Below are 17,152 nucleotides of genomic sequence, written 5' to 3' on the forward strand. Positions count from 1 at the left end.
CGGAGGCTCTCCGAGATCGCGCGTACGGGTCGGGCCATGGTGTGTTCCCCTGGGTGATCGCCGTCGACGAAGATCACCGCAAGGTACGTCATCGATGAGTCGAGGGCGGCGTCCCGCCCGATTCGGTGGAGCGCACAGTTCCCGGGCCACTCCCTGGTGGGGACGGACGAAATCCTGGGTTTCCGCAGGTCATATGCTCCCTGGCAATCGAGCAGGGGAGGGAAACCGTGCGGGAGTCTGCCGGGTCGGAGCAGGGCGATATCGGTGTGTGGCTGCGTGAGAGGCTGCCGGGGCTGATCGCCGAGTGCCAGGTGCCGGGGGCCGCCGTGGCCGTGCAGGCCGGGGGCCGGTACGTGGAGGCGGCGGCCGGGGTGCTCAGTACGGGCACGGGGGTCCGGGCCACGGTGGACTCGCTGTTCCAGATCGGGTCGATCACGAAGGTGGTGACCGCGACGCTGGTCATGCAGCTGGTCGAGGAGGGGCTGCTGGACCTGGACCTCCCTGTGGTGGACGTGCTGCCGGAGTTCCGGATCGCCGACGCGGAGGCGGGCCGCCGGGTCACGCCGCGTCAGCTGCTCAGCCACACCGCCGGGTTCGAGGGCGACATCTTCACCGACACCGGGAAGGGCGACGACTGCCTGGAGCGGTACGTGAGAGTGCTGCGGGACGTGCCGCAGCTCTTCGCGCCGGGCGAGATTTTCTCGTACAACAACGCCGGGTACTGCCTGCTCGGCCGGATCGTGGAAGTCCTGCGGAAGCAGCCGTTCGACGTGTGTGCCCGCCGGTACGTGTTCGGGCCGCTGGGGATGAGCCACACCGCGAGCGATCCGTACGAGGCGATCGTGCACCGCACAGCCGTCGGGCACGTGGGGGAGCCGTTGGAGCCGACGCCGGTGTGGGCGCTGGCCCGTTCGAACGCGCCGGCCGGGTCGATGCTGGCGATGCGCGCCCGCGACCTGCTGGCCTTCGCAGGGATGCATCTTGCCGTGGGCGCGGGACCGGACGGCGGACGTCTGCTGCGTCCCGAAACCGTCCGGGTCATGCAGCAGCCGCACGTCACGCAGCCCGACATCGAGCAGGGCGCGGCCTGGGGGCTGGGCTGGGAGCTCTTCGACCTGTCGGGGCCCACCGTCGTCGGGCACGACGGGAACACCATCGGCCAGTCGGCGTTCCTGCGCCTGGTACCGGAGCGGGACATCGCGGTGGCGGTGCTCACCAACGGCGGCCTGTCGCGGCGGCTCCACGCGCGGATCACCGAGCGGGTCCTGGGGGACCTGGCCGGCATCACGCCGCCCGCGCCGTCGGTCCCGGACCGGGACGCGCCCGTTCCGCACGCGTCCCGGTACACCGGCACCTATACGTCGAGCACCGCGCGGACCACGGTGAGCCAGGACGCGGCGGGACGGTTGTGGCTGGAGCGTCAGCCGCTGGGCGTCGCCGCGGACCTGGACGAACCGTCCTACCGCACGGAACTCGTCGGCCTGCGCGGCGACACCGTGATCCCGGTGGAACCGGAGCGCGGCAGCCACGAGCCGCTCGCCTTCCTCGGCGACGACGGCCACGGGCGCGCGTTGTACCTGCACAACGGCCGCGCCGAGCGGAGGACGCCGTGACGGACGACCTGCACCGGCGCGCCGTCGTCGCCGACCTGCACAACGACCTGCTGTGCGCCGTGGCCGCCCGGCCCGTGGACCGCTGGGCGGCGTTCTTCCGGGAGCGCTGGCTGCCGCAGCTGCGCGCCGGGGGAGTGGACCTGCAGGCGCTGCCCGTGTTCGTCGAGGACGCGTACCGGCCCGAGGGGGCGCTGCGGCGCACGCTGCGGATGATCGAGGCGGGCCACCGGCTGGCGGAGGGCAACCCCGACGCCGTCGCGCTGTGCCTGGACGGTGCGCAGATCGACCAGGCCCTGGCGCAGGACCGGATCGCCCTCGTCCTTGCGCTGGAGAGCGCGCCCGGCGTCGGCGAGGACGTGGAACTCCTGGAGACGCTGTTCCGGCTCGGGGTGCGGATCGCCTCCCTGGCGCACTTCGGGCGCACCGCCCTGGCCGACGGCAGCGGCGAGGACGCGACGGGCGGACGGCTGACCCGGGCCGGCATCGAGGCGCTGTCCGAGATGGAACGTCTCGGCATGCTCTTCGACATCAGCCATCTCGGCGCGGCCGGCGTCGAACACGTCCTGGAGCTGGCGTCACGGCCGGTGGTCGCGACGCATTCCAGCGCGCGGGCCCTGTTCGACCACCACCGGAACCTGACGGACGAGCAGATCCGGGGCGTGGCCGCGGGCGGCGGAGTCGTGTGCGTGAACTTCTTCGCGCCGTATTTGCACGCGAGCGACTACCGCGTGGACCGGCTGGTCGACCACATCGAGCACATCGCCTCGGTGGCCGGAATCGCCCACGTCGGCCTCGGACCCGACTTCGTCAAGGAAGTACTCGCCGACACCACCCCGCCGTGCTGCGCCCTCGACTTCGTCCAGGGCGTGCCGGCCGACGCCTACCTGCCCGGACTCGAAGGGCCGGCCGGGCTCCCCCTGGTCACCGAGGCGCTGCAGCGGCGCGGCTGGGCCGAGCAGGACATCGTCGCGGTGCTCGGCGAGAACGTACGGCGTCTGCTGCGGGCGGAACTGGGCCGTCCGGCTTGACCGGTAGCCCTTCGTGCGATCGGACCGGCGCACGCCTCCAGGTTCAGTGAAGCCGACGAACGACGCCTGGAACAGGAGTCTCAAAATCGTCGGGTGGTCGAGGAAGAGGAAAGGGAGGTACCCCGTGCGCCCGAGCGACGGTGCGGAGAGCGCGCGTGAGTCCGCGGACAGCGGCCGCGTGCTGACGATCAGCGATTTGTCGGTGGAGATCCGGCGCGGCGACCGGGCCGTCCGGCCGGTGTCCGGCGTGACGCTCTCCCTCGACCGGGGCGAGACCCTCGGCATCGTCGGGGAGACCGGTTCGGGCAAGTCGATGACCGGCCTGGCGGTGATGGGGATGCTGCCGTCCGGCGGCCGGGTGACCGGCGGATCCGTCGACTTCGAAGGGACTGAACTGGTCGGGCTGCCGGCCGCCCGGTACCGGCAGTTGCGCGGCGACGACATCGCGATGGTGTTCCAGGACTCGTTGACGGCACTGAACCCCACCCGCAGCATCGGCGAGCAGATCGCCGAACCCCTGCGGTGGCACCGCGGCACGTCCCGGCGGGCCGCACGGGAACGGGCCGCGGAGATGCTGGGCCTGGTCGGGATACCGAGGCCGGTGGAGCGGCTCGACGACTATCCGCACCAGCTCTCCGGCGGCATGCGGCAGCGCGTGATGATCGCGATGGCCCTGGTGTGCGAGCCGAAGGTGGTCATCGCGGACGAGCCGACCACCGCGCTCGATGTCTCCGTCCAGGCGGAGATCCTCGACCTCCTGGACGAGCTGCGCTCGCGGCTCGGCATGGCGATGATCCTCATCACCCACGACATGGGCGTGATCGCCCGGCACGCCGACCGGGTGGGCGTGATGTACGGCGGGAGCCTGGCCGAGACCGGCCCCACCCCCGAGCTGTTCCGGCACACCCGGCACCGCTACACCCACGCGCTGCTGTCCTCGATCCCGTCACTCACCCAGGACCGGAACGAGCGCCTCTCCAGCATTCCCGGGGCCCCACCGGACCTGGCCGCACCCATCCCGGGCTGCGCCTTCGCTCCGCGCTGTGCGGCGGCCACCGAGCGCTGCCGCGAGGAGCGGCCGCCGCTCACCGCGGCGGAGAACGGGCACACTCACGCCTGCTGGCACCCGGTCGAGGAGGGGCAGGAGCGGCCTCGCGTCGCCGCTGCCGCCGTGTCAGTCCGGACACCCGCGGCCGTGCCCGCGCCGGAGCCCCGGCTCCGGGTCGTCGACCTCCGCCTGGAGTACCCGCTGGGACGCCAGGGCCTCCTGGGGCGCCGCCGCACCGTCAAGGCGGTCTCCGGCGTGAGCTTCGACGTGGCGCCAGGCGAGACGTTCGGCTTGGTCGGGGAGTCGGGCTGCGGGAAGTCCTCGCTCGGCCGGATGCTGGTGGCGCTCGCCCGGCCCACCGCGGGCGAGGTGGTCTTCGACGGTGCGCCGGTGACCCGGATGAGCACCCGCGAACTGGCGCCGCAGCGCGCCAAGTTGCAGATGATGTTCCAGGACTCGAACGCCTCCCTCGACCCCCGGATGCGCATCGGCACCATCCTGCGCGAGCCCCTGGCGATCCAGGGCGTCGGCAGCCGTGCCGCGCGCACCGCCCGGACCCGTGAACTCCTCGGTGACGTGGGCCTGCCCGCGAGTGTCCTGGAGCGCTACCCGCACGAACTGTCCGGCGGACAGCGCCAGCGGGTGGGCCTGGCCCGCGCGCTGGCCCTGGACCCCACGGTCCTGGTCGCGGACGAGCCGGTCAGCGCCCTCGACGTGTCCGTCCGCTCCCAGGTGCTCAACCTGATGCGCGGAGTCCAGCGCGAACGCGCCCTGAGCAGCGTGGTGATCTCCCACGACCTGGCCGTGGTGCGCTACCTGGCCGACCGGGTGGGCGTGATGTACCTCGGCAAGCTGGTCGAGACCGGCACCGCCGACGAGGTGTACGGAGCCCCGGCACACCCCTACACCGCCGGCTTGCTCGCGGCCGTCCTCGAGGCCGACCCCGCCGCCCCGAAGCCGTCGGCCGGCACCCGGGTCCGCGGTGAACTGCCCAGTCCCGTCGACCCGCCCAGCGGCTGCCGTTTCCGCACCCGGTGCGCACGGGCCACCGAGCTGTGCGCTGCGACGGAACCCGAACCGGCGTCCCTCGGCGGTACCCACCAGGTCGCCTGCCACCACCCCCTGTGGGAGCCGGAGGAGACCGCCGCAGCACTCCGAGGCACCCGGCCGGCGACCCATCGGCGAGGAGAGGAACACGCATGACCTGGTACATCGTCCGGCGGCTGGCGATATCCGCCGTCGTTCTGCTGGGGATCTCCGCGATCGTCTTCTTCCTGCTGCACGTGGTCTCCGAGGACCCGGGCCGCGTGGTCCTCGGGCAGCGGGCCTCGCCCGAGGCCGTCGCCGACTTCAACCGTGAGCACGGATTCGACCGTCCGGTCGTCGTCCAGTACCTCAGCTATCTGGACCAGCTCGCCCACGGCGACCTCGGCAGGTCGTACAAGCTGAACGAGAACGTGGCAACGGTCCTCGGGCAGCACGCGGCCCGCAGCGCGATGCTCTCGCTCGCCGGGCTGCTGCTCGCCCTGCTGATCGCCGTTCCGCTCGGGATCCTGCAGGCGGTCCGCAAGGGCAGGGTCGTCGACCGCGCCACCACGGCCGTCTCCTACGTGCTGTACGCGACGCCGTCGTTCCTACTGGGGCTCGTCCTGATCGCAGTGTTCAGCCAGACCCTGCCGCTGTTCCCCGCTGAGGCGTCGTCGTCGCACTCGGCGTGGGTGGTGTTCACCGACCCGAGGGCGATGGCCCTGCCGGTGATCACGCTCGCCGTCACCAGTGTTGCGATCTTCTCGCAGTACCAGCGCTCCTCGGCGCTCGAACAGCTCGGGCAGGACTACATCCGGGTCGCGCGGGCCAAGGGGCTCCCGGAGCGCCTCGTGCTCCGGCGGCACCTGCTGCGCAACGCCTGCCTGCCGCTGATCACCCTGGTCGGCACGCTCGTTCCGAGCCTGCTCGCCGGGAACCTGATCGTCGAATCGCTCTTCAACTACCCGGGTCTCGGGCTGCTGTTCCTCAACAGCCTCCAGCAGGAGGACTACCCGGTGCTCCTCGCCTACACCTTGATCGGCGGCGTCCTCACCGTGGCCGGCAGCTTCGGCGCCGACCTCGCGGTGGCCGCAGCCGACCGCCGAATCGAGCTGGAGAAATGACCTCAACCCACGCTCCTGCCCTGACCGGTTCGGGGAAACGGTTCGGCGTGCAGCGCGCCCTCCGCACCGTGCGCCACCACCCTCTCGGACTCGCGGGCGGACTGCTCCTCGTCCTCGTCGTCGCCTTCTGCCTCCTCGGCCCCCTGTTCTACCGCACCGACCAGACCGACGTGGACCTGGTCAACGCCGCTCTGCCGCCCAGCGCCGCGCATCCCCTCGGCACCGACCTCAAGGGCTTCGACGTGCTCGGCCGGCTGATGGCGGGCGGCCGGGTGTCCCTGCAGATCGGGCTGCTCTCGGCCGTGTTCGCCACCGTCATCGGGACGGTCTACGGTGCCGTCGCCGGACTCGCCGGCGGTGTCGTCGACGGGTTCCTGATGCGGGTGGTCGACACCCTCCTCTCGATTCCCTTCCTCTTCTTCGTGCTGATCCTCTCGGCGCGGTTCCACGCGAACGCCGTCTCGCTGAGCCTGGTCATCGGCGCCTTCTCCTGGCTGGTTTCGGCCCGCCTGGTACGCGGCGAGGTCCTGACCCTGCGGGTGCGGGAGTTCGTCCTGGCAGCGCGAGTGATGGGCTCCTCCCGCCGCCGGCTCCTGTTCACCCACCTCGTCCCCAACGCGCTCAGCGTGATCGTCGTCGTGATCACCTTCCAGGTCGCCGACGCGATCCTGGTCGTCGCCGCCCTCGGCTTCCTGGGCTTCGGCCTGACGTACCCGACCGCCGACTGGGGCAGCCAGCTCGCCGACGGCGCGACGTACCTCTCGGCCGGCTACTGGTGGCTGGTCTACCCCGTGGGCCTGTGCATCGTCCTCACCGTCCTCGGGCTCAACCTCCTGGCCGACGCGCTGCGCGACGCCCTCGGCCGCCGTGCCGACTGAACCACCCCGTCCACTCTTCGCAGGGAGCCCCTCATGACACATCTGCCCGGCACGGCGCGGGGACGTCGCCTCGCGGTGCTCGTCGCCGTCCTCGCCCTTGTCGCCACGGCCTGCGGCGGCGGCGACCTGGCGAAGGCCCTCCGGGGCGGCTACCAGACCCTGCCCAGGGAATCCGGCGGCCCCAAGGACGGCGGCACCGTCACCGTCGCGCTGACCCCGGGCCTCACCCCGAACTACATCTATCCGTATCCGCCGGCCTCCGCCAACGGCACCGTCATCGCGAAGGGGGTCCTCTGGCGCTCCCTCTACCGCCCCAGCGGCGAGGGCGACCAGGTGATGGACGCCTCGCTGAGCCTGGCCGAGCCGCCGCGGTACAGCGACGACCGCCGGACGGCGACCATCGAGATGAAGAACTACGAGTGGTCCAACGGCCGGCCGGTCACCGCCGACGACGTCGTCTTCTCGCTGGCCCTGCTCAAGGCGGCGATCAAGGAGAGCCCGGCCAACTGGAGCTTCTACACCCCCGGCCAGTTCCCCGACGGTGTGACGATGAAGGCGACCTCGTCCCACCGGCTCACGCTGACGACGGAGACGGCCTACAACCCGTCCTATCTGATGTCCATGCTGACCCTGCTGTACGTGATGCCCGCCAAGGAGTGGAGCATCGCCCGCACCGGAGGACCGCACCTGGACTACACGCGGCCGAAGAACGCCGCGGCCGTCTACCGCTACCTCACCAAGCAGTCGGAGACCCCGGCCACCTTCGCCGGGAACCCGCTGTGGCAGATCGTCAACGGCCCGTACCGGCTCAAGAGCTTCGACCCCACCACCGGCTCGTACTCCCTGGTCCCCAACCGGAACTACAGCGGCCCCGGTGACGCGCGCCTGGACCGGGTCGACTTCAAGTCGTTCACCTCCGCCTCGGCCGTCCTCAACCAGTTCAAGGCCGGCAACCTGACCGTGGGGACGCTGGACTCCAGCTTCATCATGCAGATCGGCGCGCTGAAGAAGCAGGGCTACCACGTGTACGGCGCCGCGGCCCCCGCCCGCTTCGACCCGCTGACCCTCAACTTCGAGGACACCACCGGCAACTTCGACAAGGTGATCGCGCAGCGGTACGTGCGACAGGCCCTGCAGCACCTCATCGACCAGGACGGCTACGTCCGCAGCCGCGGCGTGTACAGCGGGGCTGCCTCCGTCAACTACAGCCCCGCGGGCAGCGACTCCCCCTACCCGCCGGCCTTCGGGAACAAGGCGCCCTACCCGTACGACCCGGCCGCCGCGAAGAAGCTGCTCACCGGCCACGGCTGGAAGGTGGCACCGGGCGGCACCACCACCTGCGTCCGCCCGGGGACCGGTGCGGATGAGTGCGGGGCCGGAATCCCGCGCGGGCAGGCGATCGACTTCACGCTGGCCTCCGCGAGCACCCCGGCCTACGTGGGCGCCCGGGACACCGCGTTCGCCTCGGAGGCGAAGAAGCTCGGCATCAGGATCACGCTGGACACCAAGTCGCTCAACTACCTGTACAGCAACTACGGCAACTCCTTCGCGCCCGCCAACAAGGACAAGTGGGCCGCGCAGGACTACGGGCCGCTGTACCTGGCGGCCGGCTATCCGAGCAGCAACACCGTGTTCAACACCGGAGGCAGCTTCAACCTCGGCGGATACCGGGACGCCGAGGCGGACAAGTTGATCAACGCGTCGACCTTCGGAGCGGACTCCGGCGCCCTGGCGGACGAGGTGACCTACCTCGGCAAGGACCTCCCCGTGCTCTACTTCCCCACCCCGCACACGCTCGTGGTGTGGAAGGACTCCCTCTCCGGGCCGCCGGCGTCGTTCCAGTCGCTGCTGACCTTCCTGTACACGCCGGAACTCTGGTACTTCCACCGCTGACGAAGGGGACTGGTCGTCATGAACACGCACAGCGAAGCGCCGAGCAGGCCGCTCGGCAAGGCGGTGAGTCCGTCCGACGTGGCACGGCTGCGTGAAATCGTCGGTGACGCACGGGTGGTGGCGCTCGGCGAGGGCGGTCACAACATCACCGAGTTCTACGGGCTCAGGGACCGGTTGTTCCGGTACCTGGTGCGGGAGTGCGGGTTCACCGGGCTCGTCCTGGAGTCCGGATTCGCGGAGGGGCTCGGCGTCGACGCCTGGGTGCACGGCGGACCGGGGCGCGTGCAGGACGTCAGCAGGACGGGCATCACCTACCGCTTCGGGGAGTGCGAGCCGATGCGGCGCCAGCTGCGCTGGATGCGGCGGCACAACACCACCGGGGAGGGGACGGTCTCCTTCTACGGGATGGACCTGCCGGGATCGTCCACCTCACCGCTGTCCGCGGTCCGTGCCTGCCTCGACCGGCTGCCCGCACAGCCCGGGGACGCGGCGCTGCTGGCTCTGAGCGACCTGGGGGAGCGGTCGCGGGCGGCGGTCCGGTACGCGGCGATGGACTCCGCGGAACGAGGCCGGCTGCTCGACGGCCTGCAGCGGCTGGCGCACCGTGCCCGGCTGCACGGCTCCGGCGTCCTCGCGCAGTGCGGGGCCTCGCTGGAAGCCTTCGCGGCCGAGCTGGCCGGGTCGACCCCTCCCGAACTTCCTTATCCACGCGAGGAGTTCATGGCTCGGAGTGTGCGCTGGGTCCTGGAGCGCGAAGCGCGTGTCGTGGTGAGCGCCCACAACTCCCATGTGCGCCGCACACCGTTCCACGGCCGCCCCACCCTGGGCAGCCTCCTCTCACCCCCGCTGGGAGCGGACCTCGTCGTGGTCGGCATGACGTACGGATCCGGGCCGGAGGTCCGGTTCACCCAGCGTTCCCCGCGCCCCTTCGACTGCGACGTCACACTCGGCCGGCGGGTCCTCGTCCCTGCGAGTGTCGAGTCCCGCCTGGAACACCTGGCGCCCCGGGCGGCCCTCCTCGCCCCGTGCGACGCGCCCCCCGGGTTCTTCGACGGCGTGCAGGGCACCCTCGCCGGCGGCGGGCTCGATCCGGTGGACGACTTCCCGGCCACCTACGACGCGCTGCTCCACTTCCGGCGGGTGAGCCGGACCCCCGGCGCGTTCGAGAGAACCCGCGCCGAATTCGCGGACGCCCGTTCCGCGCAGCACGAGGAGACATCCCGGTGAACAGCAGCAGCCCGCTCCGGCCCGCACGGACCGTCGACGCCTTCGAGGAGGTCGCGGGGCTCCGGGTGCCCGACCCCTACCGATGGCTGGAGGGGGAGACGGACGAGGTGCGGCGATGGCAGCGGGCACAGGCCCGGCTCGCCACGTCGACCGCCTACCGGAACCAGGACCCGGCCGCCGTGCACAAGCTGATCGAGACCTACGACGCGGGCGCCCGGCCCCTGCTGCCACGCCACGCGTCGGGCCGCTGGTTCCGTGCGGAGGGGACCACCCTCGTCGTGGCCGGGGAACCGTACGGCCCGGGCCGTACGGTCGTCGACCTCGCCGCGTTCGGGCCCGCTGTGCTGTCGTGGTTCGCGCCCTCCCCGGACGGCCGGGTGCTCGCGCTCGGCGTCTGCACCGACGGCAGCGAGCACAACACCGTGCGGCTCGTCGAGTCGGACTCGGGGCGCCTGCTCGACGGCGCGCCGCCGCAGGTCCTGCACAGCGCGTGGGCCGGCGGGGTCTCCTGGCTGCCGGACAGCAGCGGCTTCTACTTCTTCGCCCTGACCGGCGCTCCGCAGGAGTTCCGGCAGGCCGTGTACCTGCACCGGCTCGCCACGACAGACCGCGCGGCCGCGACGGTGGTGGAGCCGGTACCGGTGGGCGCGGGCTCCCGTGAGTACACCCTCGTGCAGCTCTCCGCCGACGGCCGCTGGGCCGTCGCCAGCCACCGGGTGGGCAGCCCCGTCCCGGTCGCCGTGCGCGACCTGACCCGTCCCGGCGCCCCGTGGCGGCCCTTCCTCACCGACTGCGCCGGAACCGTCGCCGGCCACATCGTCGGCGACCGCTACATCGCGGTCACCGACGTGGACGCACCGCGCGGACGGGTCGTCGCCCTCAACCTCGACGCCATCGATCCCCACGACCCGTCCACCTGGACGGAGTTGGTGCCCGAGGGCGAGACGGTGCTGCGGTCGCTGACCCCGGTCGGCGAACACCTCTACCTCAGCGAGTTCGACCGGACCCACGCCCGGGTGCGCGTCATCGATCACGACGGTGTCGTCACCGGAGAGGTGCCGTTGCCGGGGAAGGGCGCGCTGTCCGCCCCGTTCTTCGCCCTGACCGGGCTGGCCGTGGGCCCGCCGACGGACGACTTCGTGTTCGCGTTCTCCACCCTGACCAGCTCCTGGGGCGTCTACCGGCACCGGCCGGGGGAGTCCGGCGTCGAGACGCTGTTCGCACCCGCGGTCACCCTCGTCGCCGAGGTCACGTACGAGCATGCCGTCGCCGCCGACGGCACGGAGATCCCGTACCACGTGGTGCGTCCGGCGGGCAGCCGTCCGGACGGGCCCGCGCCGACCCTGATCTCCGCGTACGGGGCGGCCAACGTGCCGCTGCTGCCGCAGTACCAGCCGGAGATGGCCGCGTTCGTCGCGGCGGGCGGCGTCCTCGTCCAGGCGCACCTGCGCGGCGGCGGCGAGTTCGGCCGGGACTGGCACCTGGCCGCGCACCGGGAACACAAGCAGGTGCGCGACCAGGACCTGGTCGCGGTGGCGGAGCACCTGATCGGCTCCGGGCTCACCGCGCCCGGCCGGCTCGCCCTGTCCGGCGGCTCGGACGGCGGCCTCATGTGCGGGATCGCCGTCACCAGGCGGCCCGACCTGTGGTGCGCCGTGCTGCCGCTGGCCCCCCTCCTCGACCTCCTCGGCGGCATCCGCGACCCCTATCTGAACTTCGTGATCCGCAAAGCGTGGGCCGATCCCGACGACCCCGGCGACATCCGGCGCCTGCTGGGCCTCTCGCCCTACCACCTGATCGAACCCGGCGACTTCCCCGCCGTCTACGTCCAGGCCGGGGCGGCCGATCCGCGGTGCGCGCCGTGGCACGCGCGCAAGTTCACGGCACGGCTGCAGGCGGCGCAGCGGGGGGACGCGCCGATCGTGCTGCACGTCTTCGACCGGGCGGGACACGGCGCGGCCACCTCGACCGAGGTCGCCGTCGCGCAGGACGCCGAATGGCTGGCCTTCCTGATCGGAGTCCTCGGCCTGGACGGAGTGCCGTCCGCCGGCCGGACGGCAGGGGTGCTGGGCGGTTCCTGATCCGGTTCTCCGGTGTGGACGGAGCGCCGTCCGCCGGGCCGTGGGCTGGGCCGCTCAGCGGTATCTGATCCGGTTCCCCGGCTTGGACGGAACGCCGCTCGCCGGGCCGTGGGCCGGGTCGCTCAGCGGGTCCTGATCCGGTTCCCCGGTCCGGACGGAGGCCCGGCGGGCGGGCCCGCTCAGCGGCCCGGATCGTCTCTGAGCGCCATCAGGTGCAGCTGGAGCATGGCCGACAGGCGCGCGGAGCGGTCGTTGAGGTCGATCCGGCCCACCTCAGCCGCCCGTCGCAGGCGGTAGCGGAACGTGTTGGGGTGGACGAACATCGCGGCGGCCGCCGTCGCGACGTCGCCGAACGCATCGAGCCACTGCCGCAGCGTCTCCAGGAGGTTCGTCTCGTGCGTCGCGTCGTAGGCGATGACGCGGGCGACGGCCCCGCTCGGCAGATCACCCCGCGGGACGAGGTCGGCGAGTTCGCAGAGCAGCGCCTCGACATGGACGTCGTCCAGGCGGGCGACCTGCCGCGCCGGGCTGCCCGAGCGGAGCACCCGCAGGGCCCGCTCGGCGCCGGTCCGCGAGCGGGCGAGCGCCGACGCGTCGTCCGCGTAGGGGCCCACGCCGATCAGCGGGCGCAGCTGTGAGCCCACCCGGGCCAGGAACTCGGTGGCGATCCTGGCTGCCCGCTCCTCGGCCTCGTGCCGGTCCTGCGACAGCTGCGGCAGGACGCCGTAGGCGATGTCGCCGATCAGCGCCGCGGTGGCGCGCGGATGGACCGCGGCCAGGTGCATGTCGAAGGCGTCGGCGAGGCGCTTGCGTTCGGTGGCCGTGCGGGCGGGCAGCCGGTGCTCGCTCGCGGAGTCCACGACGGTGAGCGCGAGCACCACGGACGGCTCGTCCTTCAGACCGAGCCGGCGGATCGCCTCCAGGGTGCCCGGGCCGCTCTCCAGCGCGGTGGCGAGCAGCTCCGCCCGTTTGCGCCGCTCCATGTCGGCGTCGGCGCGCTGCCACACCATGTGCATCGCCACCAGCTTCGACGCCTCGTAGAGCGCTTCGCTGCGGTCCTCGCTCAACGGCTCGGACACCACCACCCAGATCGTGCCGAGGATCTCGTCCCCGGCCCGCACCGCGATCGCCGCACGCGGCAGCTCACGCGGCTGGTCCGTGCCCTCCGGCTCGGGCAGTTCGGCGACGTGCACCGGACGGTCGCTGCGGTAGATCGTCTGGAACACGCCGCGCTCCTTGAGGATGCGGGTGTAGTGCTCGGGGACCTGACGGCCCAGGATCGTCTGGACCCGCGAGTGGTCCACGTCCTCCTGACGGCTGGAGAACGCGAGCAGCCGTGAGTTGCGGTCCTCGATGGTGACGGGGGCGTCGAGCAGCGCCGCGATGGCGTTGGCGACGGCGAACAGGTCACCGGACTCGATCCGGCCCGCCGCCGGGCCCTCGGGGCCGTCGCTGGTGAGGGTGCGCAGCATCCCCGCCAGGTGGGTCCAGGAAGCGCCGCGCGTGAAGGCGAGCAGCACCACGCCCGACGACGCGACGGCCTTCGCCAGCACGTCGTCGGCGACGACGGGCGCGCGCACCACGAGGGCCACGGCGCCGCGCTCGCCGAGCTGGGTGAGGACGCGGGCGATGTCGTCCGGCTCGCGCAGGGCGACGCCGAGGACCAGGGCCCGGTCCGGGAGTTCGGGTTCGTCGAGCGGGTCGTGGATGACGACCCCGCCGATGTCACCGGCGCGTTCGGCGTCGCCGCAGACGACGTCGAGCAGGGTGGAGCCGAGCTCCTCGAGCACCCGTCCGAGGCCGGCCCGGGGGAGTCTGGTCACAGGGATGAGCACAGCGCAGAACGTAGCGCGGGGCTGTGTGGCCCGAGTTCGTCGTACATGACGAAAGGATGCCACCCGGTCCGTCCGGCAGGACGGACCGGGTGGCACTTCGCCGGCTCAGGAGGCCGGCAGCGGCAGCCAGGTCGTCGAGGTGGTCACCTCGGCCAGGACCTCGGGGAGCGGGGAGACGCCGAGGCCCGGGCCGGTCGGCACCGTGAGACGGCCGTCCGAAAGGTGGAACGGTTCTGTGAGGTCGGTGCGGTAGTAGCGGTCGGAGGCCGAGGTATCGCCGGGCAGGGCGAAGCCGGGCAGCGAGGCGAGCGCCACGTTCGCGGCGCGGCCGAGGCCGGTCTCCAGCATGCCGCCGCACCAGACGGGCACGTCGTGCGCCGCGCACACGTCGTGGATCCGGCGGGCCTCCAGGTAGCCGCCCACCCGGCCCGGCTTGATGTTGACCACCTGGCAGGCGCCCAGGGTGAGGGCGGTCGCGGCGGCGCGGGCCGAGACGATCGATTCGTCGAGGCAGATTGGGGTGCTGATCCGCCGGGCCAGTTCCGCGTGGCCGAGCAGGTCGTCCTCGGCCAGCGGCTGCTCCAGCATCAGCAGGCCGAAGGCGTCGAGCCGGGCCAGATGACGGGCGTCGCCCAGCCGGTAGGCCGCGTTGGCGTCCACCTGCAGCGGGATGTCGCCGAACCGTTTGCGTACGGCGCGCACCGGCTCGACGTCCCAGCCCGGTTCGATCTTCAGCTTGATCCGCAGATAGCCGGCCTCCAGATACCCGCCGACGACGTCGAGCAGCGTCGGAACCGACTCCGTGATCCCCACCGACACCCCGCACGGCACCCGGTCGCGGACCCCGCCCAGCGCCTCGGCGAAGGACACCCCCCGGGCCCTCAGCTCCGCGTCCAGCACCGCCGTCTCCAGCGCGGCCTTCGCCATCCGGTGCCCCTTGAACGCCGCGAGCGCCGGGGCCACCCGGTGCGCGGCGAGATCCGGCACCGCGCCGAGTGCCGGGACCAGGAAGCGGCCGAGCACGTCCGCCGCACCGTGGGTGTACTGCGAGGAGTACAGCGGAGCCGTGCCCGCCCCGCACTCGCCCCAGCCCTCGGACTCGGCGCCGACCACCCGCACCAGCAGCGCCTCGCGCACGGTCTCGGTGCCGAAGGACGTGCGGAACGGGGAGACCAGGGGCACCTCGACGGTGCGCAGCTCCACTCCTTCGATCTTCATGCCGTCTCCTGTGAGGTGTCGCCGCGGTCCACCAGATACCAGCCCGCCGGGTCGAACCCGCGGACCCGCCCGCCGTCGGCAAGCAGCCCGCCCAGCACGTCACGTACCGCGCTGCGCCAGCTCGCCGCGCAGGCCGGATTGCTCTCCCGCAGCCCTTCGATGTCCTCCGGGGCGGCCACCAGGACGGTCCGTGCCCCGTGCGTGGTGCGCGCCTCCGACGGCCCGCCGCCGAGGGAGACCCCGAGCGCGACGGCCGCCCCCCGGGCCAGCGCCGCCCGCGCGTCGACCCGCCGTGGCCGGCCGACGCAGGCTGCCGCGGTGTCCGGCGCGGCCAGCGTCCACTGCACAAGGATCCGGTCGCTGTGGTCGCTCCGGTTGATCCCGTCGTCGATCGGCCCGTAGAAGTCCGGCAGGTACTCGGCCGGTTCGGCGGCCAGCTTGGCGAGGTTGAAGTACGCGTTGCGCCGCACCAGCGGGTCGTACGTCCAGCAGATCTCGCCCACCCCCTGGGCCAACGCCCAGGCCCGCTGGTGCAGTTTCAGGGCGAAGCCGATGTTGCGCCGCCGGGCACCGGGCAGCACCCCCGCGATGTGACTGTGCAGGGCGCCGCGCGCGGGCGGGGAGAAGAACCCGAAGCAGGAGCCGACCAGTTCGCCCTCGTGGTACGCGCCGCTGATGTAACTGCCGGCCTTCGCCAGGGCCCGCAGCAGGTCGGCCGTCACCACCGGACTGCTCTCGCCGGTCCGCCAGATCCGCTCGTACAGGCGCCGGACGGCTTCCAGGTCGGCGACGCTGTCCAAGGTGCGGATGCCGACACAGGCGGCGCGCGCGGCGGCGTCGGCCACGGCGTACGCGGCGGCGGGGGGCGGAGAAGGGGGCGCGGTGCGGTCGTGCAGAAGGTCACTCACGTTGGTCATGGTTTCAGCCCAGTTCGTCCGGCAGCTGGTGCGGACGCACAGGATCGCCCTGGCCGCCTGGTGCGCCCGGACAGCCGTCCGGCTCCCGCAGCAGCTCCGCCACCAGCGCCGTAAGCAGCCGCGTGCGCGGCATCAACTCCGCCACCAGCACGTGCTCGTCCTCCGCGTGCGCGCCACCGCCGACCGCGCCCAGACCGTCGAGGGTGGGGGTACCCACGCCCGCGGTGAAGTTCCCGTCCGAGGCGCCGCCGACGGCCACCTCGGTGAGCGGCGCCAGCCCGAGTTCCCGCGCGATCCGGCTCGCCCGGTCGAACAAGGTCTGCGAAGCCCCCAGCGGCGGACGGTTCGGGCCGCCGCGCACCTCCACCGCCGCGCCGGGCAGCCGGGCCCGCAGGCCGCGCATCGCACGGTCCACCCGGTCCTGCTCGGCGGTGTCCCAGACCCGGACGTCGACGTCGAAACGGGCCGACGCGGGCACGGTGTTGCTGGTGGTGCCCGCAGCCATACAGGTCGGCGTGACGGTGGTCCCACGCCCCGGGTCCCCCGTCCCGGCCACCGCCATGACCTGGTGGGCGGCCTCGACCGTCGCGTTCACACCACGTTCCGGTTCGAGCCCGGAGTGCGCGGCCTGCCCGCGCACCAGCACCTCGTAGCGTGAGACCCCCTTGCGCCGGGTCTTCAGCGCTCCCCCCGGCCCCGCGGCCTCGAGCACGAGCGCGGCCCTACAGCCGCGCGCCTCCCGCTCGATCAGCTCCCTGGACGTGAGCGAGCCCGGCTCCTCGTCGCCGGTGACGAGCAGGGTGACACCGTCCAGCGGGTGCGCGGAGCCGGATTGGCCCGGGTGCGCCCCAGCCAGCGCCGCCAGCGCGTGGAACGCCATGGCCAGGCCCGCCTTCATGTCGAAACAGCCGGGGCCCCGCAGCACGCCGTCCCGGACCTCGAAGGGACGGTCGTCCAGCGATCCGACGGGCCAGACCGTGTCGTGATGCCCCAGGAGCAGGACGCGCGGGGTGCCGCCGAGGCGCCAGCGCAGGTGCGTCCGGCCGTCGATGACGACGCGCTCGGCCTCGGCCCCGATCCGGGCGGCCCCGACCCGGGCCACGGTCTCCGCGCTCCGGGCCACGGCCGTCAGGTCGTCCGAGGGCGACTCGCACCGCACGAGCCGCTCGATGTCGGCGAGCAGCGCGGCCTCCTGCTCCTCGGCCCCAACGGCGTTGCTTCGTACGGTATTTCGGTTCACCACGGCTTGGCGATCGGGCACAGC

The 17,152-nt window shown here is 72.6% G+C and carries 12 protein-coding genes; 8 read left to right on the top strand and 4 right to left on the bottom strand.

Annotated features, from left to right (window positions below):
• The first annotated feature begins 227 nt into the window (after positions 1-227).
• The 8 genes from AB0N06_RS07645 (at position 228) to AB0N06_RS07680 (ending at position 11,918) form a co-directional block, all read left to right on the top strand.
• On the top strand, positions 228-1,613 hold the full coding sequence (locus AB0N06_RS07645) for a serine hydrolase domain-containing protein (protein ID WP_366133778.1): 1,386 nt from the start codon (positions 228-230) through the stop codon (positions 1,611-1,613).
• A complete protein-coding gene (locus tag AB0N06_RS07650; protein WP_366133779.1) occupies positions 1,610-2,641 on the top strand; it encodes a membrane dipeptidase in 1,032 nt (343 codons plus the stop codon). Before AB0N06_RS07645 ends, AB0N06_RS07650 begins: the two co-directional genes overlap by 4 nt.
• A 124-nt stretch (positions 2,642-2,765) precedes the next feature.
• A complete protein-coding gene (locus AB0N06_RS07655) occupies positions 2,766-4,892 on the top strand; it encodes an ABC transporter ATP-binding protein (RefSeq protein WP_366133780.1) in 2,127 nt (708 codons plus the stop codon).
• Entirely contained in the window at positions 4,889-5,839 is a 951-nt protein-coding gene (locus AB0N06_RS07660) for an ABC transporter permease (RefSeq protein ID WP_366133781.1), read from the top strand. The genes AB0N06_RS07655 and AB0N06_RS07660 overlap by 4 nt, the downstream gene beginning before the upstream one ends.
• Positions 5,836-6,717 carry an ABC transporter permease gene (locus AB0N06_RS07665; RefSeq protein ID WP_366133782.1) on the top strand — a complete coding sequence of 294 codons (882 nt, stop codon included), beginning with the start codon at positions 5,836-5,838 and terminating at the stop codon, positions 6,715-6,717. The genes AB0N06_RS07660 and AB0N06_RS07665 overlap by 4 nt, the downstream gene beginning before the upstream one ends.
• A gap of 33 nt (positions 6,718-6,750) precedes the next feature.
• A complete protein-coding gene (locus AB0N06_RS07670) occupies positions 6,751-8,610 on the top strand; it encodes an ABC transporter substrate-binding protein (RefSeq protein WP_366133783.1) in 1,860 nt (619 codons plus the stop codon).
• An 18-nt stretch (positions 8,611-8,628) separates the two neighbouring features.
• Positions 8,629-9,837 carry an erythromycin esterase family protein gene (locus tag AB0N06_RS07675; protein WP_366133784.1) on the top strand — a complete coding sequence of 403 codons (1,209 nt, stop codon included), beginning with the start codon at positions 8,629-8,631 and terminating at the stop codon, positions 9,835-9,837.
• Positions 9,834-11,918 (top strand): prolyl oligopeptidase family serine peptidase, encoded by a 2,085-nt coding sequence (locus tag AB0N06_RS07680; RefSeq protein WP_366133785.1) that lies wholly within the window; start codon positions 9,834-9,836, stop codon positions 11,916-11,918. Before AB0N06_RS07675 ends, AB0N06_RS07680 begins: the two co-directional genes overlap by 4 nt.
• Before the next feature lie 179 nt (positions 11,919-12,097).
• Here the strand turns inward: AB0N06_RS07680 and AB0N06_RS07685 are convergent, their stop codons facing one another.
• The 4 genes from AB0N06_RS07685 to AB0N06_RS07700 all read right to left on the bottom strand — a co-directional run bounded on the left by AB0N06_RS07685 (position 12,098) and on the right by AB0N06_RS07700 (position 17,131).
• Complete coding sequence (locus AB0N06_RS07685) at positions 12,098-13,741, bottom strand: helix-turn-helix domain-containing protein (protein ID WP_366133786.1); 1,644 nt, start codon at positions 13,739-13,741, stop codon at positions 12,098-12,100.
• A 117-nt stretch (positions 13,742-13,858) separates the two neighbouring features.
• Positions 13,859-14,971 carry an o-succinylbenzoate synthase gene (menC, locus tag AB0N06_RS07690; RefSeq protein WP_366133787.1) on the bottom strand — a complete coding sequence of 371 codons (1,113 nt, stop codon included), beginning with the start codon at positions 14,969-14,971 and terminating at the stop codon, positions 13,859-13,861.
• Positions 14,968-15,879, bottom strand: coding sequence for a GNAT family N-acetyltransferase (locus AB0N06_RS07695; protein ID WP_366133788.1), 912 nt, complete (start codon positions 15,877-15,879; stop codon positions 14,968-14,970). Before AB0N06_RS07695 ends, menC begins: the two co-directional genes overlap by 4 nt.
• Before the next feature lie 13 nt (positions 15,880-15,892).
• The gene (locus AB0N06_RS07700; protein ID WP_366133789.1) at positions 15,893-17,131 is read right to left on the bottom strand and encodes a M20 family metallopeptidase; all 1,239 of its coding nucleotides are present in this window, start codon (positions 17,129-17,131) and stop codon (positions 15,893-15,895) included.
• Between the last annotated feature and the right edge of the window lie 21 nt (positions 17,132-17,152).

This window comes from Streptomyces sp. NPDC051020, from assembly GCF_040683105.1.
GTDB lineage: Bacteria > Actinomycetota > Actinomycetes > Streptomycetales > Streptomycetaceae > Streptomyces.